The organism is Bacteroides sp. 51 (assembly GCF_010500965.1).
In the GTDB taxonomy this organism is placed as follows: domain Bacteria; phylum Bacteroidota; class Bacteroidia; order Bacteroidales; family Bacteroidaceae; genus Bacteroides.
Genome location: NZ_QVMI01000037.1, coordinates 11977 through 33562, shown reverse-complemented (window position 1 = coordinate 33562; position 21586 = coordinate 11977). Strand labels below are relative to the sequence as shown.

At 40.4% G+C, this 21586-nt stretch carries 18 protein-coding genes and 1 rRNA gene; 16 read left to right on the top strand and 3 right to left on the bottom strand.

Annotation, left to right across the window (positions count from 1 at the left end):
- The 6 genes from rrf to der all read left to right on the top strand — a co-directional run.
- A 5S ribosomal RNA gene (gene rrf / locus D0T87_RS20680) occupies nt 1–82 on the top strand; the annotation flags it as partial.
- A gap of 132 nt (nt 83–214) precedes the next feature.
- Nucleotides 215–796 carry a DUF177 domain-containing protein gene (locus D0T87_RS20675; protein ID WP_163177664.1) on the top strand — a complete coding sequence of 194 codons (582 nt, stop codon included), beginning with the start codon at nt 215–217 and terminating at the stop codon, nt 794–796.
- A gap of 11 nt (nt 797–807) precedes the next feature.
- Nucleotides 808–993 carry a 50S ribosomal protein L32 gene (gene rpmF / locus D0T87_RS20670; RefSeq protein WP_163177662.1) on the top strand — a complete coding sequence of 62 codons (186 nt, stop codon included), beginning with the start codon at nt 808–810 and terminating at the stop codon, nt 991–993.
- Nucleotides 994–1067: 74 nt separating this feature from the next.
- Entirely contained in the window at nt 1068–2072 is a 1005-nt protein-coding gene (locus D0T87_RS20665; RefSeq protein ID WP_163177660.1) for a beta-ketoacyl-ACP synthase III, read from the top strand.
- 84 nt (nt 2073–2156) lie between these two features.
- Nucleotides 2157–3038: a GTPase Era gene (gene era, locus D0T87_RS20660; protein ID WP_163177658.1), complete on the top strand. Its 882-nt coding sequence runs from the start codon at nt 2157–2159 to the stop codon at nt 3036–3038.
- A 45-nt stretch (nt 3039–3083) separates the two neighbouring features.
- Nucleotides 3084–4397, top strand: coding sequence for a ribosome biogenesis GTPase Der (der, locus tag D0T87_RS20655; protein ID WP_163177656.1), 1314 nt, complete (start codon nt 3084–3086; stop codon nt 4395–4397).
- Between the two features lie 142 nt (nt 4398–4539).
- Here der and D0T87_RS20650 read toward each other — a convergent pair whose 3' ends face one another.
- A complete protein-coding gene (locus tag D0T87_RS20650) occupies nt 4540–5310 on the bottom strand; it encodes an ABC transporter ATP-binding protein (protein WP_163177655.1) in 771 nt (256 codons plus the stop codon).
- Nucleotides 5310–6050: an ABC transporter permease gene (locus D0T87_RS20645; RefSeq protein WP_163177653.1), complete on the bottom strand. Its 741-nt coding sequence runs from the start codon at nt 6048–6050 to the stop codon at nt 5310–5312. The genes D0T87_RS20650 and D0T87_RS20645 overlap by 1 nt, the downstream gene beginning before the upstream one ends.
- A gap of 73 nt (nt 6051–6123) precedes the next feature.
- On the opposite strand from D0T87_RS20645, the gene lptB reads away from it, so the two are divergent.
- Nucleotides 6124–6885, top strand: coding sequence for an LPS export ABC transporter ATP-binding protein (lptB, locus tag D0T87_RS20640; RefSeq protein WP_163177651.1), 762 nt, complete (start codon nt 6124–6126; stop codon nt 6883–6885).
- A 793-nt stretch (nt 6886–7678) separates the two neighbouring features.
- Here the strand turns inward: lptB and D0T87_RS20635 are convergent.
- Nucleotides 7679–7924 (bottom strand): RNA-binding protein, encoded by a 246-nt coding sequence (locus tag D0T87_RS20635; protein WP_163177649.1) that lies wholly within the window; start codon nt 7922–7924, stop codon nt 7679–7681.
- Between the two features lie 396 nt (nt 7925–8320).
- Here D0T87_RS20635 and tig point away from each other — a divergent pair, with 396 nt between their 5' ends.
- The 9 genes from tig (at nt 8321) to D0T87_RS20590 (ending at nt 21584) form a co-directional block, all read left to right on the top strand.
- Nucleotides 8321–9676: a trigger factor gene (gene tig / locus D0T87_RS20630; RefSeq protein WP_163177647.1), complete on the top strand. Its 1356-nt coding sequence runs from the start codon at nt 8321–8323 to the stop codon at nt 9674–9676.
- Nucleotides 9677–9854: 178 nt separating this feature from the next.
- Nucleotides 9855–10523, top strand: coding sequence for an ATP-dependent Clp endopeptidase proteolytic subunit ClpP (gene clpP, locus D0T87_RS20625; protein WP_163177645.1), 669 nt, complete (start codon nt 9855–9857; stop codon nt 10521–10523).
- A gap of 183 nt (nt 10524–10706) precedes the next feature.
- Complete coding sequence (gene clpX / locus D0T87_RS20620; protein WP_163177643.1) at nt 10707–11966, top strand: ATP-dependent Clp protease ATP-binding subunit ClpX; 1260 nt, start codon at nt 10707–10709, stop codon at nt 11964–11966.
- A 165-nt stretch (nt 11967–12131) separates the two neighbouring features.
- A complete protein-coding gene (gene recQ, locus D0T87_RS20615) occupies nt 12132–14312 on the top strand; it encodes a DNA helicase RecQ (protein WP_163177641.1) in 2181 nt (726 codons plus the stop codon).
- Nucleotides 14313–14492: 180 nt separating this feature from the next.
- Nucleotides 14493–15968, top strand: coding sequence for an IMP dehydrogenase (guaB, locus tag D0T87_RS20610; protein WP_163177639.1), 1476 nt, complete (start codon nt 14493–14495; stop codon nt 15966–15968).
- Between the two features lie 112 nt (nt 15969–16080).
- Nucleotides 16081–17622 carry a peptidylprolyl isomerase gene (locus tag D0T87_RS20605; protein ID WP_163177637.1) on the top strand — a complete coding sequence of 514 codons (1542 nt, stop codon included), beginning with the start codon at nt 16081–16083 and terminating at the stop codon, nt 17620–17622.
- A gap of 56 nt (nt 17623–17678) precedes the next feature.
- Entirely contained in the window at nt 17679–18530 is an 852-nt protein-coding gene (locus tag D0T87_RS20600) for a peptidyl-prolyl cis-trans isomerase (RefSeq protein WP_163177635.1), read from the top strand.
- Nucleotides 18531–18538: 8 nt separating this feature from the next.
- Complete coding sequence (locus D0T87_RS20595; protein WP_163177633.1) at nt 18539–19903, top strand: peptidylprolyl isomerase; 1365 nt, start codon at nt 18539–18541, stop codon at nt 19901–19903.
- A 19-nt stretch (nt 19904–19922) separates the two neighbouring features.
- Entirely contained in the window at nt 19923–21584 is a 1662-nt protein-coding gene (locus tag D0T87_RS20590) for an OstA-like protein (protein ID WP_163177631.1), read from the top strand.
- Nucleotides 21585–21586: the final 2 nt, after the last annotated feature.

Below are 21586 nucleotides of genomic sequence, written 5' to 3'. Positions count from 1 at the left end.
TCTTCCCATTCCGAACAGAGAAGTTAAGCCTTGTCACGCCGATGGTACTGCGTAACAGTGGGAGAGTAGGTAGTTGCCGTTTTAGTGAAGCCTCGTTATCGTTATGATAGCGAGGCTTTTTTGTTAGTATATGGTTATAATTTTACATATAAATGTGTGTAATGAGGATTATTATTCGTATCTTTGTCGCCCGTTAAGACTATAAAAGAACGCTTTGGGAAAGTTTGATAAATACAGGATTGATTTAAGAGGCATGAATGCCGATGCAGAGACTCATGAGTTTTTGCTGGATAATCTGTTCTTTGCGAACATTGATGGACCGGAAGTACAAAAAGGTAAATTGAAGGTCGTGTTGAGCGTTAAGAAAACCTCGCGTGCATTTGATCTGGATTTCCAGATTGAAGGTATAGTGTTCGTTCCTTGTGATCGTTGTTTAGACGATGTGGAACTGCCGATAAATACATCAGAGAAGTTGGTGGTTAAGCTCGGGCGTGAACATGGAAGCGAAGGTGATAATATCATAATTGTACCCGAGGACGAGGGAGATATAAATGTAGCATGGCTTATTTATGAGTTCATAGCACTAGCTATTCCGATGAAGCATGTACATGCTCCTGGTAAATGTAATAAAGGAGTAACCGGAAAGCTAAGCAAACATTTACGTGGAAGCGCTGATGAAGACAAAGATGAGGATATGGATGACATGTCTGATGAAGTCATCACAGATGACGAAGAAACGGAAGCTCCGACCGATCCCAGATGGAATGAATTAAAGAAAATATTAGATAATAATTAAAGTTATAGAAAATGGCACATCCTAAGAGAAGACAGTCAAAAACAAGAACTGCAAAGAGAAGAACTCATGATAAAGCGGTAGCTCCAACATTAGCAATTTGTCCTAACTGTGGTGAATGGCACGTTTTCCATACTGTATGTAACGCTTGCGGATACTACAGAGGAAAATTAGCTATCGAGAAAGAAGCTGCTGTATAAGCAGTTCAGAAACACTTATACGAATTGAGCGGATAGCTTATTCGTATAAGCATTGCATACTAAAAGTAGGATGAATGGAAAATATTAATGCAGTAATCACCGGCGTTGGAGGATATGTACCGGATTACGTCCTGACAAATGACGAAATCTCAAAAATGGTAGATACCAACGATGAGTGGATTATGACTCGTATCGGAGTTAAGGAAAGAAGAATCTTAAACGAAGAAGGGTTAGGAACTTCCTACATGGCCAGAAAAGCTGCGAAGCAGCTGATGCAACGTACAAATTCAAATCCAGATGATATTGATCTGGTGATTGTTGCTACAAGTACTGGTGACTATGTTTTTCCTTCAGTTGCATCTATCTTATGTGATAAACTCGGACTGAAAAATGCATTTGCTTTTGATCTATCTGCTGCATGCAGTGGATTTCTTTACTTGATGGAAACAGGAGCAAGCTTTATCCGTTCGGGAAGGTATAAGAAGGTTATTATTGTAGGTGCTGATAAAATGTCGGCTATAACTGACTATACAGATCGTGCAACCTGCCCTATTTTTGGTGATGGTGCTGCAGCTTTTATGCTTGAGCCTACAACGGAAAACGTTGGGATTATGGACGCAATTCTGCATACAGATGGTAAAGGATTACCATTCCTGCATATGAAGGCTGGAGGATCTGTATGTCCTGCATCATACTTTACTGTAGATAACCACATGCACTACGTATATCAGGAGGGAAGAACTGTATTCAAATATGCAGTATCCAACATGTCTAACGTAAGTGCGGAAATCGCAGAGAGGAATCATTTGGATAAAGACTCAATCAATTGGGTTATTCCACACCAGGCAAATATGCGTATTATTGATGCTGTTGCTAATCGGTTGGAATTGCCATTGGATAAGGTCATGATCAACATACAACGATACGGAAACTCAAGTGCGGCTACATTGCCGCTGTGTATCTGGGACTTCGAATCTAAGTTGAAAAAAGGTGATAACCTGATCTTTACAGCCTTCGGGGCAGGCTTCACATGGGGAGCCGTATATGTGAAGTGGGGATATGACGGAAAAGAACAGTAAGCATTTGATTACTGGAAGAGATATAATTTAGAAAACGCATCTTATTTTAAATTTGATGCGTTTTTTGTCTAAACCAATTCCTTTATGCATAAAGCAGGATTTGTAAATATCGTAGGAAACCCCAATGTAGGGAAGTCTACATTGATGAACGTTCTGGTAGGTGAACGGGTATCTATAGCCACATTTAAGGCGCAGACTACCCGGCACAGGATTATGGGAATATATAATACGGAGGATATGCAAATCGTATTCTCGGATACTCCGGGAGTATTGAAGCCTACTTATAAACTACAGGAGTCTATGTTGAATTTTTCTAATTCGGCATTGACAGATGCGGACGTCTTGATTTATGTAACCGATGTTATCGAAAAAACGGATAAGAACAGCGAGTTTATAGAAAAGGTAAAAAAGCAAACGGCCCCTGTACTTCTACTGATCAATAAGATAGACTTGAGCAATCAAGATGACTTAGTTAAACTGGTAGAAGAATGGAAAGAGTTGATTCCGAAGGCAGAGATTATTCCTATTTCGGCAACCTCTAAGTTTAATGTGGATTATGTAATGAAACGTGTTAAAGAGCTATTGCCGGATTCTCCACCTTATTTTGATAAAGATCAGTGGACGGATAAACCTGCGCGCTTTTTCGTAAATGAAATTATCCGCGAAAAGATATTGTTATACTATGATAAAGAAATACCCTATTCGGTGGAAGTTGTAGTAGAACAATTCAAGGAAGATGCAAAGAAGATACATATCCATGCTGTGATTTATGTAGAAAGAGATTCACAGAAGGGTATCATTATAGGCAAGCAAGGAAAAGCACTGAAAAAGGTGGCAACCGAAGCACGCCGTGATCTGGAGAAATTTTTCGGAAAGACAATCTTTCTGGAAACTTATGTAAAGGTGGATAAAGACTGGCGTAGCTCGGATAAGGAGTTGCGTAATTTTGGCTACCACCAGGATTAAGAATTAATATTCATACGACTGTGATAGTCGCAAAAAAGAAGAATTATGGGAAATTTAGTAGCAATTGTAGGACGTCCTAATGTAGGAAAGTCAACCTTATTTAACCGGCTGACAAAGACCCGCCAGGCTATTGTGAATGATGAAGCAGGAACGACAAGAGATAGGCAATATGGTAAAACGGAATGGCTGGGGCGTGAGTTCTCTATAGTAGATACCGGAGGTTGGGTTGTCAACTCCGACGATATATTTGAAGAAGAAATCCGTAAGCAGGTGATATTAGCCGTAGACGAAGCGGATGTGATATTGTTTGTTGTTGATGTGATTAATGGTATAACCGACCTGGATACCCAGGTGGCTACTATCCTGAGACGTACTAATAAGCCTGTTATTGTTGTTGCCAACAAAACAGATAATCATGAACTTCAATATAATGCTCCTGAGTTCTATGGCTTGGGATTGGGAGAGCCTTATTGCATTTCGGCAATGACAGGAAGTGGAACAGGCGATTTGCTGGATTTGATTGTAGGTCAATTTAAAAAAGAAGTTTCCGAGATATTGGATGAAGATATTCCCCGGTTTGCTGTAGTGGGTCGTCCGAATGCCGGTAAATCTTCCATCATTAATGCTTTTATTGGAGAGGAACGTAATATCGTTACGGAGATTGCCGGAACAACTCGTGACTCTATCTATACCCGTTACAATAAATTTGGCTTTGACTTCTATCTGGTAGATACGGCCGGTATTCGTAAAAAAGGTAAAGTAAGTGAAGATCTGGAATATTACTCAGTTATCCGCTCTATTCGGTCCATTGAAAATTCGGATGTTTGTATCCTGATGCTTGATGCAACTCGTGGAGTGGAGAGCCAGGATTTGAATATTTTCTCGCTCATTCAGAAGAACTCCAAAGGTTTGGTAGTGGTAGTGAATAAATGGGATTTGGTACAAGATAAGACCAATAAAGCAATTAAGGAGTTTGAAAATGCAATTCGTACACGTTTTGCACCTTTTGTAGACTTTCCAATTGTATTTGGTTCGGCATTAACCAAGCAGCGTATCCTGAAAGTATTGGAAGAAGCGGAAAAGGTATACAAGAATCGTACAATGAAAATACCTACTGCAAAACTGAATGAGGAAATGCTGCCTTTGATCGAAGCATATCCGCCTCCTTCAAATAAAGGGAAATATATTAAAATCAAGTATATAACCCAATTGCCTAATACTCAAATCCCTTCGTTTGTATTCTTTGCGAATCTTCCGCAATACGTAAAGGAGCCTTATAAACGGTTCTTGGAGAACAAAATGCGTGAGAAATGGGATATGACCGGAACCCCAATCAAAATCTACATACGGCAGAAGTGATTTGACTTCACTACAGAATACACAGAGTCCCACAGAGAGTATTTCAATAGGTTGAAAACTCTGTGGGACTCTGTGTATTCTGTGGTGAAACCGAATTTATAGCGCAGCGCGGCTTGCCGCCACTGGAAGCGGCACCTTGCCGCTAGCCTTCCTGATTGTGGGTTTCTACTTCTTTGACTTTACGGAAGAGGTCTGAAGCGAAGATGAAATCGTTCAGGCGTTTATTACTAGAGGTGTATATGTCATCTTTGGTACCTTCCCATTCTTTGTGTCCCTGGTAGATGAAGATAATCTTTTCTCCGATACCCATAACGGAATTCATGTCATGAGTATTGATGATGGTTGTCATTTGATACTCTTGCGTGATGTCATGGATTAGTTCATCGATTACCAGTGATGTTTTAGGGTCAAGCCCGGAATTGGGTTCATCACAAAATAGGTAATGAGGTTTTAATACGATAGCCCGGGCGATGGCTACACGTTTCTGCATTCCCCCGCTAATCTCTCCCGGAAACTTATCTTTTGCTTCAAGTAGGTTTACGCGGTCCAGACAGAATAATGCTCTTTTGGTACGTTCGCGTAGTGTTTCGTTGCTAAACATATTCAGAGGGAACATTACATTATCCAGAACACTCATAGAGTCGAATAACGCTGCACTTTGAAAGATCATCCCCATTTCCCGGCGGAGCATTTTTTTCTCCTTTTTCCCCATACTCAGGAGGTTACGGTCATCATATAGAATCTCTCCTTTTTCAGGAGTGAGTAGCCCTACGATGCATTTCACGAGTACGGTTTTCCCTGAACCACTCTGTCCGATGATTAGGTTTGTTTTTCCGTCTTCAAATCTGGCATTTATGTCAATCAAGACCTTTTTGTCTTCGAATGATTTATGTATTTCTTTGATTTCTATCATTAGGTTAAGAGTTTAGTCAGTATCAGGTCGGCGAAAAGGATCAGAACGCTACTCATTACCACCGAGTCGGTTGATGCTTTTCCTACTTCAATAGATCCTCCTTCTACGTTGTAGCCAAAATATGCCGAAACGGTAGCTATGATGAACGCAAAGAAGAGGGATTTGATGATGCCACACCATATGAACCATTCCTGAAACATATATTGAAGTCCATATTCCAGGTCTGTGGCCATCATAATTCCTCCGAACCAGCAAGTGGCGAATGCTCCAATGATTCCGGCAAAGATACTGAAAGTCACCAGGATAGGAATAAATGTGACCATTGCTATGATTTTAGGAAAAATGAGATAGGAGGCTGAGTTTACACCCATGGTTTCCAGCGCATCGATTTGCTGTGTTACACGCATGGTTCCCAATTCCGAAGTGATATTAGAGCCAACTTTACCGGCCAAAATAAGACACATGATAGAAGAGGAAAACTCGAGCAGCATGATTTCGCGGGTCACATAACCTACCGTCCAGCGGGGCATCCACGGACTTTCTATGTTGTATTTAATTTGTATGGTGATAACAGCACCAATAAAAAAAGATATCAGTAATACAATTCCGATGGAGCTGACACCCAGTTGATCCACCTCTTTAATGAACTGTTTGAAGTACATGCGAACTCTTTCTGGGCGTGCGAAAGCGCGCTTCATCAACAAGATATATTTGCCTACGGTGTTAAGTGCTTTAAACATAAATGTATATTTGCTACAAATGTACATTATTTCGGCTGATTTTTACTACATTTGTCGCTAAATAACAAGGATTATGGAAGAGAGCAAGATGGTGCTTCGCACCGAGGACTTGGTTAAAAAATATGGTAAGCGTACGGTTGTGAATCATGTTTCGATTGATGTGAAGCAGGGAGAGATCGTAGGATTACTTGGGCCTAATGGGGCGGGAAAAACAACTTCGTTCTATATGACTGTGGGATTGATTACCCCTAACGAAGGGCGTATCTTTCTGGATGATCTGGAAATAACCAAATATCCTGTGTATAAACGTGCACAAACGGGTATTGGGTATCTTGCTCAGGAAGCCTCTGTGTTTCGTCAGATGAGTGTGGAGGATAATATTTCTTCCGTACTTGAAATGACCAATAAATCAAAAGAATATCAGAAGGAAAAACTGGAGAGTTTGATTGCGGAATTCCGTTTGCAGAAAGTTCGTAAGAATCTGGGGAATCAGCTATCCGGAGGAGAGCGTCGTCGTACGGAGATTGCACGATGTTTGGCTATCGACCCAAAGTTTATCATGTTGGATGAACCGTTTGCGGGGGTAGACCCGATTGCGGTGGAAGATATCCAGCAGATTGTGTGGAAATTGAAAGATAAGAATATCGGTATCCTGATAACCGACCATAATGTGCAGGAAACATTGAGTATTACCGACCGCGCCTATTTGTTGTTTGAAGGTAAAATCCTGTTTCAGGGAAGACCGGAAGAATTGGCAGAGAATAAAATTGTGCGTGAAAAGTATTTGAGTAATAGTTTCGTTTTACGTCGCAAGGACTTTCAAAATAAAGATTGATACATTAAAAAAATATTTTCGATGCATCAACATGTTTTGAATCAAGCAGAAAAATAGGTTGAATTGCTGAATTAACCTGGTTGTCAGTTCACGAAGTCGCAAATATGAGCAAAAGCAGATCAAAAAGATAGTATTTGCCCCATTTTGGTTTCATGCAAACTTTTTAAAAACCGTCAATGAGATGTTAAAATCAGGTCTTAGGCTTGCTTATGCAGTGTATTATTGATATTTGGAAGTGCTCCAGCGCAATAATTTCTACACTTGAGCCGCGTACTGCCGACAGCACGCGGCTCAAGTGTAGATAACGCGCGGCTCAAGTGTCAACAGTCAAGCGCTCAAGTATCGACAGCACGCGGCTCAAGTGTTCAGCGTATTTCATTTTATAGATTTTTGTTCTCTGGTTGGTCTGTTTTAAGCGAAACGATTGAAGTGCGCATTTGCTGTATTTATCCTCATCTGCTTGGCTATTTGTGATTTGTTTTGTTGCGTTTTGGGTATTTCGATAGTTTATTTTTCGAATCTCAATCTTATTGATTTCTGCAAACATGATTCTTTTGCCATTTTTCCTTCCCTTTCTTCGCCAAGCCCGGAATTTGCGATTACCGCTCCATTCTATTATCAAAATGTCATTTTGTCTATACGTTGCAATTTCCAACAAAACCCTATAAAGCGGAAGTAAACGAAACTATCTCAAGCATTCATTCTTTTTGCTTGGTCCCATGTTTTTGGAATAACTAAAATAAAAAAAGGGCTTTTTCAAAAAGCCCTTTTTACAATGTCTATATTCTATTCTTTAGAATTTAGGTCTAGCTTCTTTAACTACCATGGTGCGTCCTTCGTATTCTGCACCGTTAAGTTCAGCAATTGCTTTGGCGCCCTCATTATCATCAGACATCTCTACAAAGCCGAATCCTTTAGATTTGCCGGTTTCGCGGTCTGTGATAACTTTAACTGAAGATACTGCTCCATAATCTTCCATAATTTGTTGTAGATCTGCTTCCTTAATACGGTAGTTTAGGTTTCCAACGTAAATATTCATAATAAAAACAATAAAAAATAAATAAAAAAATAAAACTCTCCGGAACTGATGGGGAAATATAGAAAAGATTAAAAATCGACAGAGAGAGTTTACAAAAGCGTCTGGAAACGGAAAGTAAAAACCTTGTGGAGTAGAAATCATGAAACTAATCATATCCCATTAGTCCTCAAGCAACAAAGGAAAGCATTAAATTTGGAAATGCAATATTTTTCTTTTGTTTTTTTTGAAAATGAATGATTATTACCCGGATGAAACCTTTTTTGCTGTTGACCGTTGAGGTTGCCCTAGAGAAATAAATCGAAAATCTTGTTTGATAATTAAAAGATTAACGCTAATTTTGCACGCTCGTTTGAAGTGTAAAAAGAAAAAGTATAAATTAAATAAATAGTTGTCGGAATGAACGTTTCATTAGAAAACATTGACAAAGTAAGTGCTTTACTTACTGTGAAGGTAGAAAAAGCGGATTATCAGGAGCAAGTTAGCAAATCGTTGAAAACATTACGCCAGAAAGCTCAGGTTCCCGGATTTCGTAAAGGAATGGTACCTATGAGCCTGATACAGAAGATGTATCGTAAATCTGTAGTAGCTGAAGAAGTGAACAAGTTGCTTTCTAACGAAATTTACGGATATATCAAAGAGAATAACATCAATATTCTTGGTGAACCGATGCCAAACGAAGAAAAACAGCCTGATATTGACTTTGATACAATGGACGATTTTGAATTCGTATTCGACCTGGCCATTGCACCCGAATTTGAAGTAAAAATTACTGGTAAGGATAAAGTAGACTACTATACTATCGATGTAACTGATGAAATGGTAGACAACCAGGTTAAAACATACACTCAACGTAACGGTAAATACGAAAAAGTAGAATCTTACGAAGAGAAAGATATGCTGAAAGGGCTCATTGCAGAATTAGATGAGAACGGAAGTACAAAAGAAGGTGGAATTCAGGTAGAAGGCGCAGTGATTATGCCCTCATATATAAAGGATGAAGCACAAAAAGCCCTCTTCAACGGTGTTAAAGTAAATGATGTATTGGTTTTTAATCCCAATACGGCCTATGAAGGACATGAGGCAGAGATCGCATCATTGCTACATATAGATAAGGCCGAGGCGGCCGGATTAACTTCCGACTTCAGCTTCCAGGTGGAAGAAATTACTCGTTTTGTAGACGGCGAACTTAACCAGGAACTGTTTGACCAGGTATTTGGTGAAGATACAGTGAAGAGCGAAGAAGAATTCCGTGCTAAAGTGAAAGAGTCAATTGCCGGACAATTTGTAGTAGACAGTGATTACAAATTCCTGATTGATGCTCGCGACGTGTTGATCAAGAAGATTGGTAAACTGGAATTCCCCGATGCTCTACTGAAACGGTTCATGCTGCAAAGCAATAGTGAAAAAGGTGAAGGATTCGTAGAAGAACATTACGAAAAGAGCATTGAAGAATTAACCTGGCATATGATCAAAGAAAAACTGGTAAAAGAGTACGAGCTTAAAGTTCAACAGGAAGATGTGATCCTCATGGCTAGAAATATGACCAGAGCGCAATTTGCACAATATGGTATGATGACTATTCCCGATGATATCCTTGACAATTATGCAAAGGAAATGTTAGGAAAGAAAGAAAACATAGATAACATCGTTGGCCGCGTTCTTGAGATGAAGTTGGCAGGGCAACTAAAAGAAAAAGTGAAATTAAATCCCAAAACTGTGTCAATTGACGAATTTAATAAGCTCCTTAATTAATTCGGATCTTTTGGCATAGATTTTGTTATGACCTCTGAGGAGGAAGCTTTTGACGAAAGTTCAAGCTTTCAAACAAACAATATGAGCTGTGTATGGTTTATTTTTTGTAGATTTGTTAGTTTGATAAAGATGAAGTCAAATGCTTCCTCTTTTTGTTACATTAAATATCAGAAGAGTTATGAAAGATGATTTTAGAAAATATGCAACCAAGCATCTGGGAGTGAATGGTTTAGTTTTAGACGGTGTTATAAACTCACAAACGGCTTCATTGAGTCCGTATATTTTGGAAGAAAGACAACTGAATGTGGCTCAAATGGATGTGTTCTCAAGATTGATGATGGACCGTATCATATTCATGGGTACACCGGTCGATGATATGACCGCCAATATACTGCAAGCACAATTGCTATATCTTGATTCTGTAGATCAGGGCAAAGATATCTCAATCTATATCAATTCACCAGGTGGATCTGTATATGCCGGATTAGGTATATATGACACCATGCAGTTTATTAGCAGTGACGTTGCAACAATATGTACAGGTATGGCCGCTTCTATGGCCGCTGTATTATTGGTGGCAGGTGCTGAAGGTAAGCGTTCCGCACTGAAACATTCACGCGTAATGATTCACCAACCTATGGGAGGTGCCCAAGGACAAGCCTCGGATATTGAAATTACAGCCCGTGAGATAGCTAAACTTAAAAAAGAATTATATACTATCATTGCCGACCACTCGCATACTGAGTTTGATAAAGTATGGGCGGACTCTGACCGCGACTATTGGATGACTGCTCAGGAAGCTAAAGATTATGGAATGGTAGATGAAGTACTGATTCGTAAACCATAAACGTTTAGAGCCTGTTTAAATTTTGCTCGTTCTTTTATTCTGTGGAAAATTTAAACAGGCTCTTAGTTTTTAGGAATATATAAAGAGAATATATGAGCACAGAGGTGCAGAAATACGGAATGTCGATACTGAAAACAAATACTCCGTGTTTCTGTATCTCTGTGTTCTAAATATAAATAAAGAATGGAAGACGCTAAAACAGGGAAAAAGAATAAAAGGAAGTGCAGCTTTTGTGGGCGCTCTGAAAATGAAGTCGGATTTCTGATCACAGGAATGAATGGATACATCTGTGACAGTTGTTCGACACAGGCTTATGAGATAACACGTGAGGCACTGGGTGAACCAGGGCGTGATGGAAAAGCTTCTACGAAGCTGAATATGGAAGATTTGCCTAAGCCACAGGAAATCAAACAATTTCTGGACCAGTATGTGATTGGACAAAATGATGCAAAACGTTTCTTATCCGTATCTGTTTATAATCACTATAAGCGTCTGCTTCAACACAAAACCAAAGATGATGTAGAGATTGAAAAATCGAATATTATTATGGTAGGAAGCACAGGAACAGGCAAAACACTATTAGCACGTACTATTGCCAAATTGCTTAAAGTACCATTTACAATAGTAGATGCTACAGTGCTGACCGAAGCAGGATATGTGGGTGAAGATATTGAAAGCCTGCTGACCCGTTTGCTCCAGGTGGCAGATTACAATGTAGCCGAAGCAGAACGCGGAATTGTGTTTATTGATGAAATTGATAAGATAGCCCGTAAAGGAGATAATCCTTCCATTACCCGCGATGTGAGCGGTGAAGGCGTGCAACAAGGATTGCTGAAGTTGCTTGAAGGATCAATAATTAATGTACCTCCTCAGGGAGGACGTAAACATCCCGATCAGAAAATGATCCAGGTAGATACGAAAAATATCCTGTTCATTTGTGGTGGAGCATTTGATGGCATCGAAAAGAAAATTGCACAACGTTTAAACACACATGTGGTGGGCTATAGTGCTACCAGAAGTAAAGCTCAGATTGACAAAGATAATATGCTGCAATATATCGCACCCCAGGATTTGAAATCATTTGGACTGATTCCGGAGATCATAGGTCGTTTGCCTATTCTCACCTATCTGGAACCGTTGGATCGTGATGCATTGCGCGCCATTCTTACGGAACCTAAAAACTCAATTATCAAACAATATATTAAACTCTTCGAAATGGATGGAGTTAAACTAACCTTCCAGGATGGCGTATACGATTATATTGTAGATAAAGCAGTTGAATATAAATTAGGTGCCCGCGGTTTACGATCTATTGTTGAGACAATAATGATGGATATTATGTTTGATTTGCCTTCGCAAGATTGTAATGCATATGAAGTAACACTGGATTATGCAAAAAAACAACTGGAAAAAGCAAATCTGGAAAGACTGCAAACCGCTTAAAATCAGCTAATAAAAGGCTCTGAAGCAACTATAGTACCGTTTCGTGTAAAAATATTAATGCTAATTTGCTTGGTATTTTAGAAGTTGTTTCTAACTTTGTTTGAGCTCTTATGGAGAGAGAGCTTGAATAAGGTCGAACAATGATTGAAAAAGCACTTAAAAACAATGACAGGGACGAACGATTTAGCGATTCAGCTGAAAGAACACTTTGGATTTGATAAATTTAAGGGAAACCAGGAAGCAATTATACAAAATCTGCTTGATGGGAAAGATACCTTTGTTTTGATGCCGACTGGTGGTGGAAAATCGCTGTGCTATCAGTTGCCTTCTCTTTTAATGGAAGGAACTGGTATCGTTATATCTCCGTTAATTGCTTTAATGAAGAATCAGGTAGATGCAATGCGTAACTTCAGTGAAGAAGATGGTGTGGCGCATTTTATCAATTCTTCCTTAAATAAAAGTGCTATTGATCAGGTAAAGACTGACATTTTGGCGGGGAAAACGAAACTACTTTATGTAGCGCCGGAATCACTCACCAAAGAAGAAAATGTAGATTTTCTCAGAGACGTAAAGATCTCTTTCTATGCGGTTGACGAAGCACATTGTATATCGGAATGGGGGCATGACTTCCGTCCGGAGTACAGACGTATCCGGCCTATTATTAACGAGATTGGCAAAGCACCCCTTATCGCTTTGACTGCAACGGCTACTCCAAAGGTACAACATGATATTCAGAAGAACCTTGGGATGGTAGAAGCGCAAGTCTTTAAATCTTCATTTAACCGTTCGAATCTATATTACGAAGTGCGTCCTAAAACCACTAATATAGATAAGGATATTATTAAGTTCATTAAAAACAATCCGGATAAATCCGGTATTATTTACTGTTTGAGTAGGAAGAAGGTTGAAGAATTGGCCGAGATTCTACTGGCGAATGGAATTAATGCCCGTGCTTATCATGCCGGTATGGACTCGTCGACACGGACGACGAACCAGGATGATTTCCTTATGGAAAAAACGGACGTGATTGTTGCGACCATTGCTTTTGGTATGGGAATAGACAAACCTGATGTCAGGTATGTAATTCACTATGATATACCGAAAAGCCTGGAAGGATATTATCAGGAAACCGGACGTGCCGGTAGAGATGGTGGAGAAGGAATGTGTATAACCTTCTATACCAACAAAGACTTGCAGAAACTGGAAAAGTTTATGCAAGGCAAACCAGTGGCAGAGCAGGAAATCGGTAAACAACTTTTGTTGGAAACGGCTGCTTATGCGGAATCTTCGATGTGCCGACGGAGATTGCTATTACACTATTTCGGCGAAGAGTATACAGATGAAAATTGTGGAAATTGTGACAACTGTTTAAATCCTAAAAAACAAGTGGAGGCAAAAGAACTATTGTGTACTGTGATCGAAGCGGTCATGGCAGTAAAAGAAAATTTTAAGACTGATTATATAATTGATATTCTACTGGGAAAAGAAACTTCCGAAGTACAAGCACATCTGCATGAAGACCTGGAGGCTTTTGGGTCGGGTATGGGCGAAGAGGATAAAGTATGGAATGCTGTAATCCGTCAGGCATTGATAGCCGGCTACCTGAGCAAAGACGTAGAAAACTACGGAACACTTAAGGTGACGGATGCCGGACGTAAATTCCTGAAAAATCCGCAGTCGTTTAAAATTACGGAAGATAACGACTTTGAAGAAGTAGAAGAAGAAGCGCCAGCCAGAGGTGGTGGGTCATGTGCAGTTGATCCCGTGCTTTACTCCATGCTAAAGGACTTGCGTAAGAAACTGTCCAAGAAGTTGGAAGTACCTCCATACGTTATATTCCAGGACCCTTCATTGGAAGCAATGGCTACCATTTATCCGGTAACGCTGGATGAGCTACAGAATATTCCGGGCGTAGGAGCAGGAAAAGCCAAACGTTATGGAACAGAGTTCTGTAAGCTGATAAAGGTGCATTGCGAGGAAAACGAAATTGATCGTCCGGAAGATTTGCGGGTACGCACAGTTGCTAATAAATCAAAACTGAAGGTTTCTATAATTCAGGCTATTGACCGTAAAGTGGCACTTGACGACATTGCAGTTTCTAAGGGAATAGAATTCGGTGAATTGCTGGACGAAGTCGAAGCTATTGTCTATTCGGGTACAAAACTGAATATCGACTATTTCCTGAATGAGATAATGGATGAAGACCACTTGCTCGATATTTATGATTATTTCAAGGAATCGACAACGGATAGCGTTGATGAAGCATTAGACGAATTAGGTTCGGACTTCTCGGAAGATGAGATTCGTTTGGTGCGTATCAAATTTATTTCTGAAATGGCAAATTAGTTTACATTATATAAAAGAGCGGTAAGCGGTAATCCTTGTCCAAAATCAATTTACTTGGGACGGAATTAAGGCTTACCGCTTTTTTTATGCCCGAAATTGCATAAAAAAAGGCGCCAAACCATGTAGGAATTGAATAAAAAACGTATATTTGCACGCAATAATTTTTAAACGCATAGTCTTATGTCATTTATTGCAGATAAAATTGTAATGGACGGATTAACCTACGATGATGTCCTGTTAATTCCCGCCTATTCTGAAGTTTTGCCCCGCACAGTCGATCTCTCGACTAAGTTTTCAAAGAACATTGAGCTAAAAATACCTTTTGTTACCGCTGCTATGGATACGGTGACTGAAGCTAAAATGGCTATTGCTATTGCCCGCGAAGGGGGAATTGGTGTTATCCATAAGAATATGTCTATAAAAGAGCAAGCCAAACAGGTTGCTATCGTGAAGCGTGCCGAAAATGGTATGATCTATGATCCGGTAACGATTAAGAAAGGCTCTACCGTGGCAGATGCTCTGTCTTTGATGGCCGAATACAAAATTGGAGGTATACCTGTGGTTGATGACGAAAAAATGCTTGTTGGTATAGTGACGAATCGTGACCTGCGTTTTGAAAGAGAAATGGATAAACGTATTGATGAAGTGATGACAAGTAGCAATCTGGTTACCACCAATCAATCAACCGACCTGGAAGCAGCTGCACAGATCCTGCAAAAATATAAGATCGAGAAACTTCCGGTGGTAGATAAGACCGGAAAGTTAATCGGCCTGGTGACATATAAAGATATTACAAAAGCAAAAGATAAACCGATGGCGTGCAAAGACTCTAAAGGCCGTTTGCGTGTTGCTGCCGGCGTAGGAGTAACAAATGATACGATGGAGCGCATGCAGGCCCTGGTAGATGCAGGTGTTGATGCTATCGTTATTGACACAGCACATGGTCACTCGAAGTTTGTTATCGAAAAACTGAAAGAAGCTAAAAAGCGTTTCTCAGATATTGATATCGTTGTAGGTAACATTGCTACCGGCGACGCGGCTAAAATGTTGGTCGAAGCAGGTGCTGATGGTGTAAAAGTCGGTATCGGTCCAGGATCAATCTGTACCACACGTGTGGTTGCCGGGGTCGGTGTACCTCAGCTCTCTGCCGTATATGATGTCGCAAAAGCCATTGCCGGAACGGGGGTTCCTTTGATTGCCGATGGTGGTCTGCGTTATTCGGGCGATGTGGTTAAAGCATTGGCTGCCGGAGGCTTTTCTGTAATGATCGGCTCATTGGTTGCCGGTACGGAAGAAAGCCCGGGCGAAACGATTATATTCAACGGACGTAAATTCAAATCCTATCGTGGAATGGGGTCATTGGAGGCCATGGAGAATGGCTCGAAAGATCGCTATTTCCAAAGCGGAGAAGTCGATGTGAAGAAGCTGGTGCCGGAAGGAATTGCTGCCCGCGTGCCCTATAAAGGAACGCTGTTTGAAGTAATCTATCAGTTGACTGGCGGTTTGCGTGCCGGAATGGGATATTGCGGTGCGGGTAGCATTGAAAAGCTGCACGATGCCAAATTTACTCGTATAACTAATGCCGGCGTGATGGAAAGCCATCCGCATGATGTAACGATTACGAGTGAATCTCCTAACTATAGTCGCCCGGAGTAATTTCCGAATAACCTTAAGATAGAAAACACCCGGGTCTTTCAGGTCAATACACCCGGGTGTTTTGCTATGCAGTGCGTTGCCTCTTTTGACTTTATCTTATGAAATGATTAGGATGAAAAGGTATTTCTTATATATCATCATTACATGTTGTTTTGCTGTGCATCTTTGTGCACAGCAGGATACGATATTGTTGCGGATCAACAATGAGCCGGTAAGCCGTTCGGAGTTTGAATCTGCATATAAGAAGTATACTTCATCGGACTCCAATAATCATAAAGATGTAAAAGAATTTCTACCTTTGTTTATAGACGATAAGCTGAAGATTGCTGAAGCGAAAGTATTGGGTCTGAACGCTACGCCAGAGTTCCGAATCAAAGTTGAAGCATATAGTGAGGCGTTGCAGACAGGTTTTTTAAGTGATAAAAGCATGCCTGACATCTCATTGTATGAAGAATCATTGAAGCAATTCTATTCGAAAGAGCGATTCCTGGTTATGCAAATCTTTAAGCAAATTCCGCAGAATTGCTCAAATGCCGAGTTGGAGAAAAGCGATCAGCTGATACGCCAGTTATATTCGGAACTAATGAATAATCCGGAAGCTGATTTTGAAAATTATGTAGAGAAATACTCTGATGATAAAAGGAGTTTTGAAGTTGGCCGGATGGAAGTCGGACTGGAGTTCGAAAAGATTATTTCTGCAATGCAGAAAGGAGATGTTTCCATTCCTTTTTTCACTCCGCAGGGAGTACACATCGTAAAAGTTCTGGATGTAAAAAATGGACTGTCTGATCGGGAGCAGAAGGCAATGATTCGGAATCGCGTGAAGAAGAAGTATAGAAACGGAGCTGACTCTGTGTTTTTGCAGCGACTGAAAGATACATATAACTATACTCCTGCTCAGGATAATATAAATGAACTTTTAAAATCAGGCATTACCGAAAAAACACTTTTCGAGCTGGATGGAAAAGCGTATACCGGTGCGGATTTTCGTTTCTTTGCAGCGTCAAATCCAAAAGGACTTAAGCGACAGTTTGATGACTTTGTTACAAAGTCGCTTGCAGATTGTGAGAAAAGAACATTGGAAACCGAGCGTCCGGAACATCAATTATCGGTACAAGAATACGAAGACGCTCTTTTGTTGTCAGAAATAACCCGTCGGGAAGTAGGTGATAAAGCTCAGGCGGATCAGGCAGGATTATCGGCTTATTTCTCGGTAAATAAGAAGAAATATCGCTGGTCTCGCCCTCGTTTCAGAGGTGTGGTACTGCATACACGCGATAAAGGAATCATCTCCGAAGCTAAAAAGATAGTGAAGAAAAGACCGTTTGACGAATGGGCGGGATTTATTGAAGAATACTTTAACCTTGGAGGCGTACAACAAGTGCAGGTAGAGCAAGGCATCTTTGCAGAAAGTGATAATGCTTATGTTGATGGTTTGGTTTTTAAAAAGAAGCGTGCCGAATCTCCATCGTCCTACCCTTTTACTGCGGTAATAGGGAAGAAAGTTAAAGGTCCCGAAAATTATAATGAGATACTAATCCCTTTGATGTCGGACTATGAAAAGTTTCTCGAAACCGCTTGGATGAAACGCTTGCATAAGGCATATAGGGTTGAAATTAACGAAGAGGTTTTAAAAACAGTTAATAATCATTGAAGCAATTGATTATTTACACTATCTTCGTAACTTTAAAAAGTATAACTCAGTTTACAATGCGAATAATAGGCCTTCTGCTACTATTTTTTCTATTGTGTACGTCATGTGGCGGGCAAAAAGGTAAGCACGGTAGGGCAGAGAATCTTTTGGTTGAAGTAGACGGTAATTTTTTGTACAAAGAAGACTTGCAGGCCGTATTTCCTGCCGGATTATCGAAAGACGACAGCCTGCTTTTTGCAGAGAATTATATTCGTAACTGGATTGAAGATGTACTATTATATGGTAAGGCTAAAGCAAACATTCCCGATAACAGCGAGATAGACAAGCTGGTGGAGAACTATCGCAAGGCCTTAATCGTACATACATATCAACAAGAACTAATCAATCAAAGACTTTCGCCGAACTTGCCGGAGCAGGATATTACTGATTTTTATGAGAAGAATAAAAATCTGTTTGTTCTGGAACGTCCGCTGATAAAAGGGTTGTTCATTAAAATTCCCTTAGGAGCCCCCCAGTTGAATGAGGTGCGCCGATGGTATAAAACTGAAACCCATGAAGCAGTGGAAAGTTTAGAAAAATATAGCTTGCAGCACGCTATGAGCTATGATTATTTTTACGATAAGTGGGTGGAAGTTTCTGATGTATTGGGGAAAATTCCTCTTAAAGCAGATAGTCCGGAAGAGTATATAAACGCCAACCGACATGTAGAATTGCAGGATACGGCATTTTACTATTTCCTGAACGTGACCGATTATCTGAAGAAAGGAGATGAAGAACCATACGATTTTGCACGTAAAACGGCAAAAGATATGTTGATAAATATGCGGAAAGTCGACTTTGTAAAAGGTGTTAAAACCGATCTATATAACGAGGCAACGCGGAAAGATAAAATTATATATAACTATTAAGCATAAAAATGAAAAAATGCGCATACTTTAAATTCGTTGTTCTGGCAGCATTTATGCTACTTACAGGAGCTGTTTATGGACAAGACAATGTGATTGACGAAGTCGTTTGGATCGTAGGTGACGATGCTATATTGAAGTCGGACGTAGAAGAAGCACGTCTGAGTGCTCAATATGAAGGCAGACGATTTGACGGTGATCCATATTGTGTAATACCTGAAGAACTGGCTGTACAGAAATTGTATCTCCATCAAGCAGCGCTAGACAGTATAGAAGTGTCTGAATCTGAGGTTATCCAACGTGTAGAAGGTCAAACAGATTATTATATCCGTGTGATCGGTTCTAAAGAGAAGATGGAGGAGTACTTCAATAAAACTTCTACCCAGATACGCGAAACCATGCGCGAGAATATACGCGACGGATTGATGATGCAGAAAATGCAGCAGAAGCTTGTAGGAGAAGTAAAAGTAACACCTTCCGAGGTACGTCGCTACTTCAAAGATTTACCTTCCGATAGTATACCTTATATACCAACACAGGTGGAGGTGCAGATTGTTGTGCTTCAGCCTAAAATCCCTTTAGAGGAAATCGAGGAAATCAAGCGCAAATTACGCGAATTTACAGACCGTGTGAATAATGAAGAGTCAGACTTTTCTACTTTGGCGCGCCTCTATTCCGAAGATAGAGGATCTGCATTGCGTGGTGGTGAATTGGGCTTTATGGGTCGTGGCCAGTTGGTTCCTGAGTATGCTAATGTGGCTTTTAATCTTCAAGACCCCAAAAAAGTTTCTAAAATCGTTGAATCCGAATTTGGTTTCCACATCATTCAGCTAATAGAAAAACGTGGCGACCGCTTGAACTCGCGCCATATTCTATTGAAGCCTAAAGCATCTGATGAAGAACTGACCGCTGCTGTGCAACGGTTAGACTCTATTGCCGATGACATCCGCAACAATAAGTTTACATTTGAAGATGCTGCTTTGCACATTTCCCAGGATAAAGATACCCGTAACAATCATGGTTTACTTCCGAACCCCGGTACAGGTACTTCCAAGTTTGAGATGCAGGAACTTCCCCAAGAGGTTGCCAAAGTGGTCGATAACATGAATGTTGGTGAAATATCCAAGGCATTCTCTATGGTTAGAGAGAAAGATGGTAAGGAAATCTGTGTTATCGTGAAGCTGAAAAGCCGTATTAATGGGCACAAAGCAACTATTAGCGATGACTATCAAAGCCTGAAAGAAATCGTTTTGGATAAACGCAGAGAGGAACTGCTCGAGAAGTGGATTGTTGAAAAACAAAAGAAAACCTACGTCCGCATTAACGAGAATTGGAAGAAATGTGATTTTAAATATCCGGGTTGGATTAAAGAATAATCGGTAATACATATCCTGTATGCTGAAAGAAAAAAGAAAAATAAACTTCCAGAGCAGGCATAGAGTTTTCCTTATGGGAATCCTATGCCTGTTTGGTGTATATGTTGCAGCGCAAACACCAGCAAGTGGACAAGCGACAAAGACGGAGAAGAAAAAGACCCGTGTAGACCTTTTGCATGCAGATGAAGGGTATGCAAATAAGATTCGTCCTAATGTGCAAGTACTTGTTGGTTCGGTAAGGCTAAAGCATGAAGGCATGTTCATGTGGTGTGATAGTGCGCTTATTTATGAGACGTCAAATTCAGTAGAAGCGTTTAGCAATGTCCGTATGGAACAGGGAGATACGCTGTTTATATATGGCGACTATCTGTTTTATGATGGTATGTCGCAGTTGGCGCAATTGCGTGAGAATGTGAAAATGATCAATCGTAATACCACCTTGCTGACCGACAGTCTTAACTATGACCGCATCTTTGATTTGGGGTACTACTTCGAGGGAGGGATGTTGACCGACGAAGAAAATGTACTGACCTCCGACTGGGGAGAATATAGCCCGGCAACAAAGTTGTCTGTGTTTAACCACGATGTGACATTGGTAAATCCTCGTTTTACGCTGACTTCCGATACTTTGAAATATCACACGGAAACAAAGGTTGCTACCATTCTCGGACCTTCTGAAATTGTAAGCGATGCGAATCATATTTATTCGGAGCGGGGATTCTATGATACAGCCAATGACGTAGCCGAATTGTTAGACCGGTCGGTTCTGACAAACGAAGGTAAGAAACTCATCGGCGATAGTATCTTTTACGACCGGAAGATTGGTTTCGGTGAAGCCTTCGATAATGTGATAATGAATGATACCATCAATAAGAATATGCTTACCGGCGATTATTGTGCTTATGAAGAGCCTATTGGATATGCGATGGCTACGAAACGGGCTGTGGCCATTGACTACTCGCAGGGAGATAGTTTGTATATGCATGGCGATACATTGAAAATGCTTACATTCAATATGAATACCGATTCCTTGTTCCGCGAAGTTCGTGCTTACCATAAAGTACGCATGTATCGCACGGATGTGCAGGGAGTTTGCGATTCGCTGGTGTTCAACTCAAAAGATTCGTGTATAACCATGTACACCGACCCGATTCTCTGGAACGGAGGGCAGCAGTTGCTTGGTGAAGAGATTAAAATATACATGAATGACAGTACGATAGATTGGGCGCATATCATTAACCAGGCGTTGACTGTCGAGATGAAAGACTCGATTCATTATAACCAGGTCACGGGTAAGGAGATCAAGGCTTACTTTCAGGAAGGCGAAATGCATAAAGTCGATGTGATCGGGAATGTGCTTGTCGTGTTCTATCCGGAAGAGAAAGATAGCACGATGATTGGAATGAATACCTCGGAAACAAGTTTGTTGACTATTTATCTGGTAGAGCGCAAACTAAACAAGATGGTGATGAGTCCTAAATCAAATGGAGTGTTATATCCTATGGACCAGCTTCCCCCTGATAAGATGAAACTTCCTAACTTTCAATGGTTTGATTATATACGTCCGCTGAATAAAGATGATATCTTTGATTGGCGGCCTAAGAGGGCTAGTGACGTATTACGTAAGACAACCCGTAAGCCAGTAGCTCCACCGGTACGTGAAATTAAAAACTCGAAATAGAT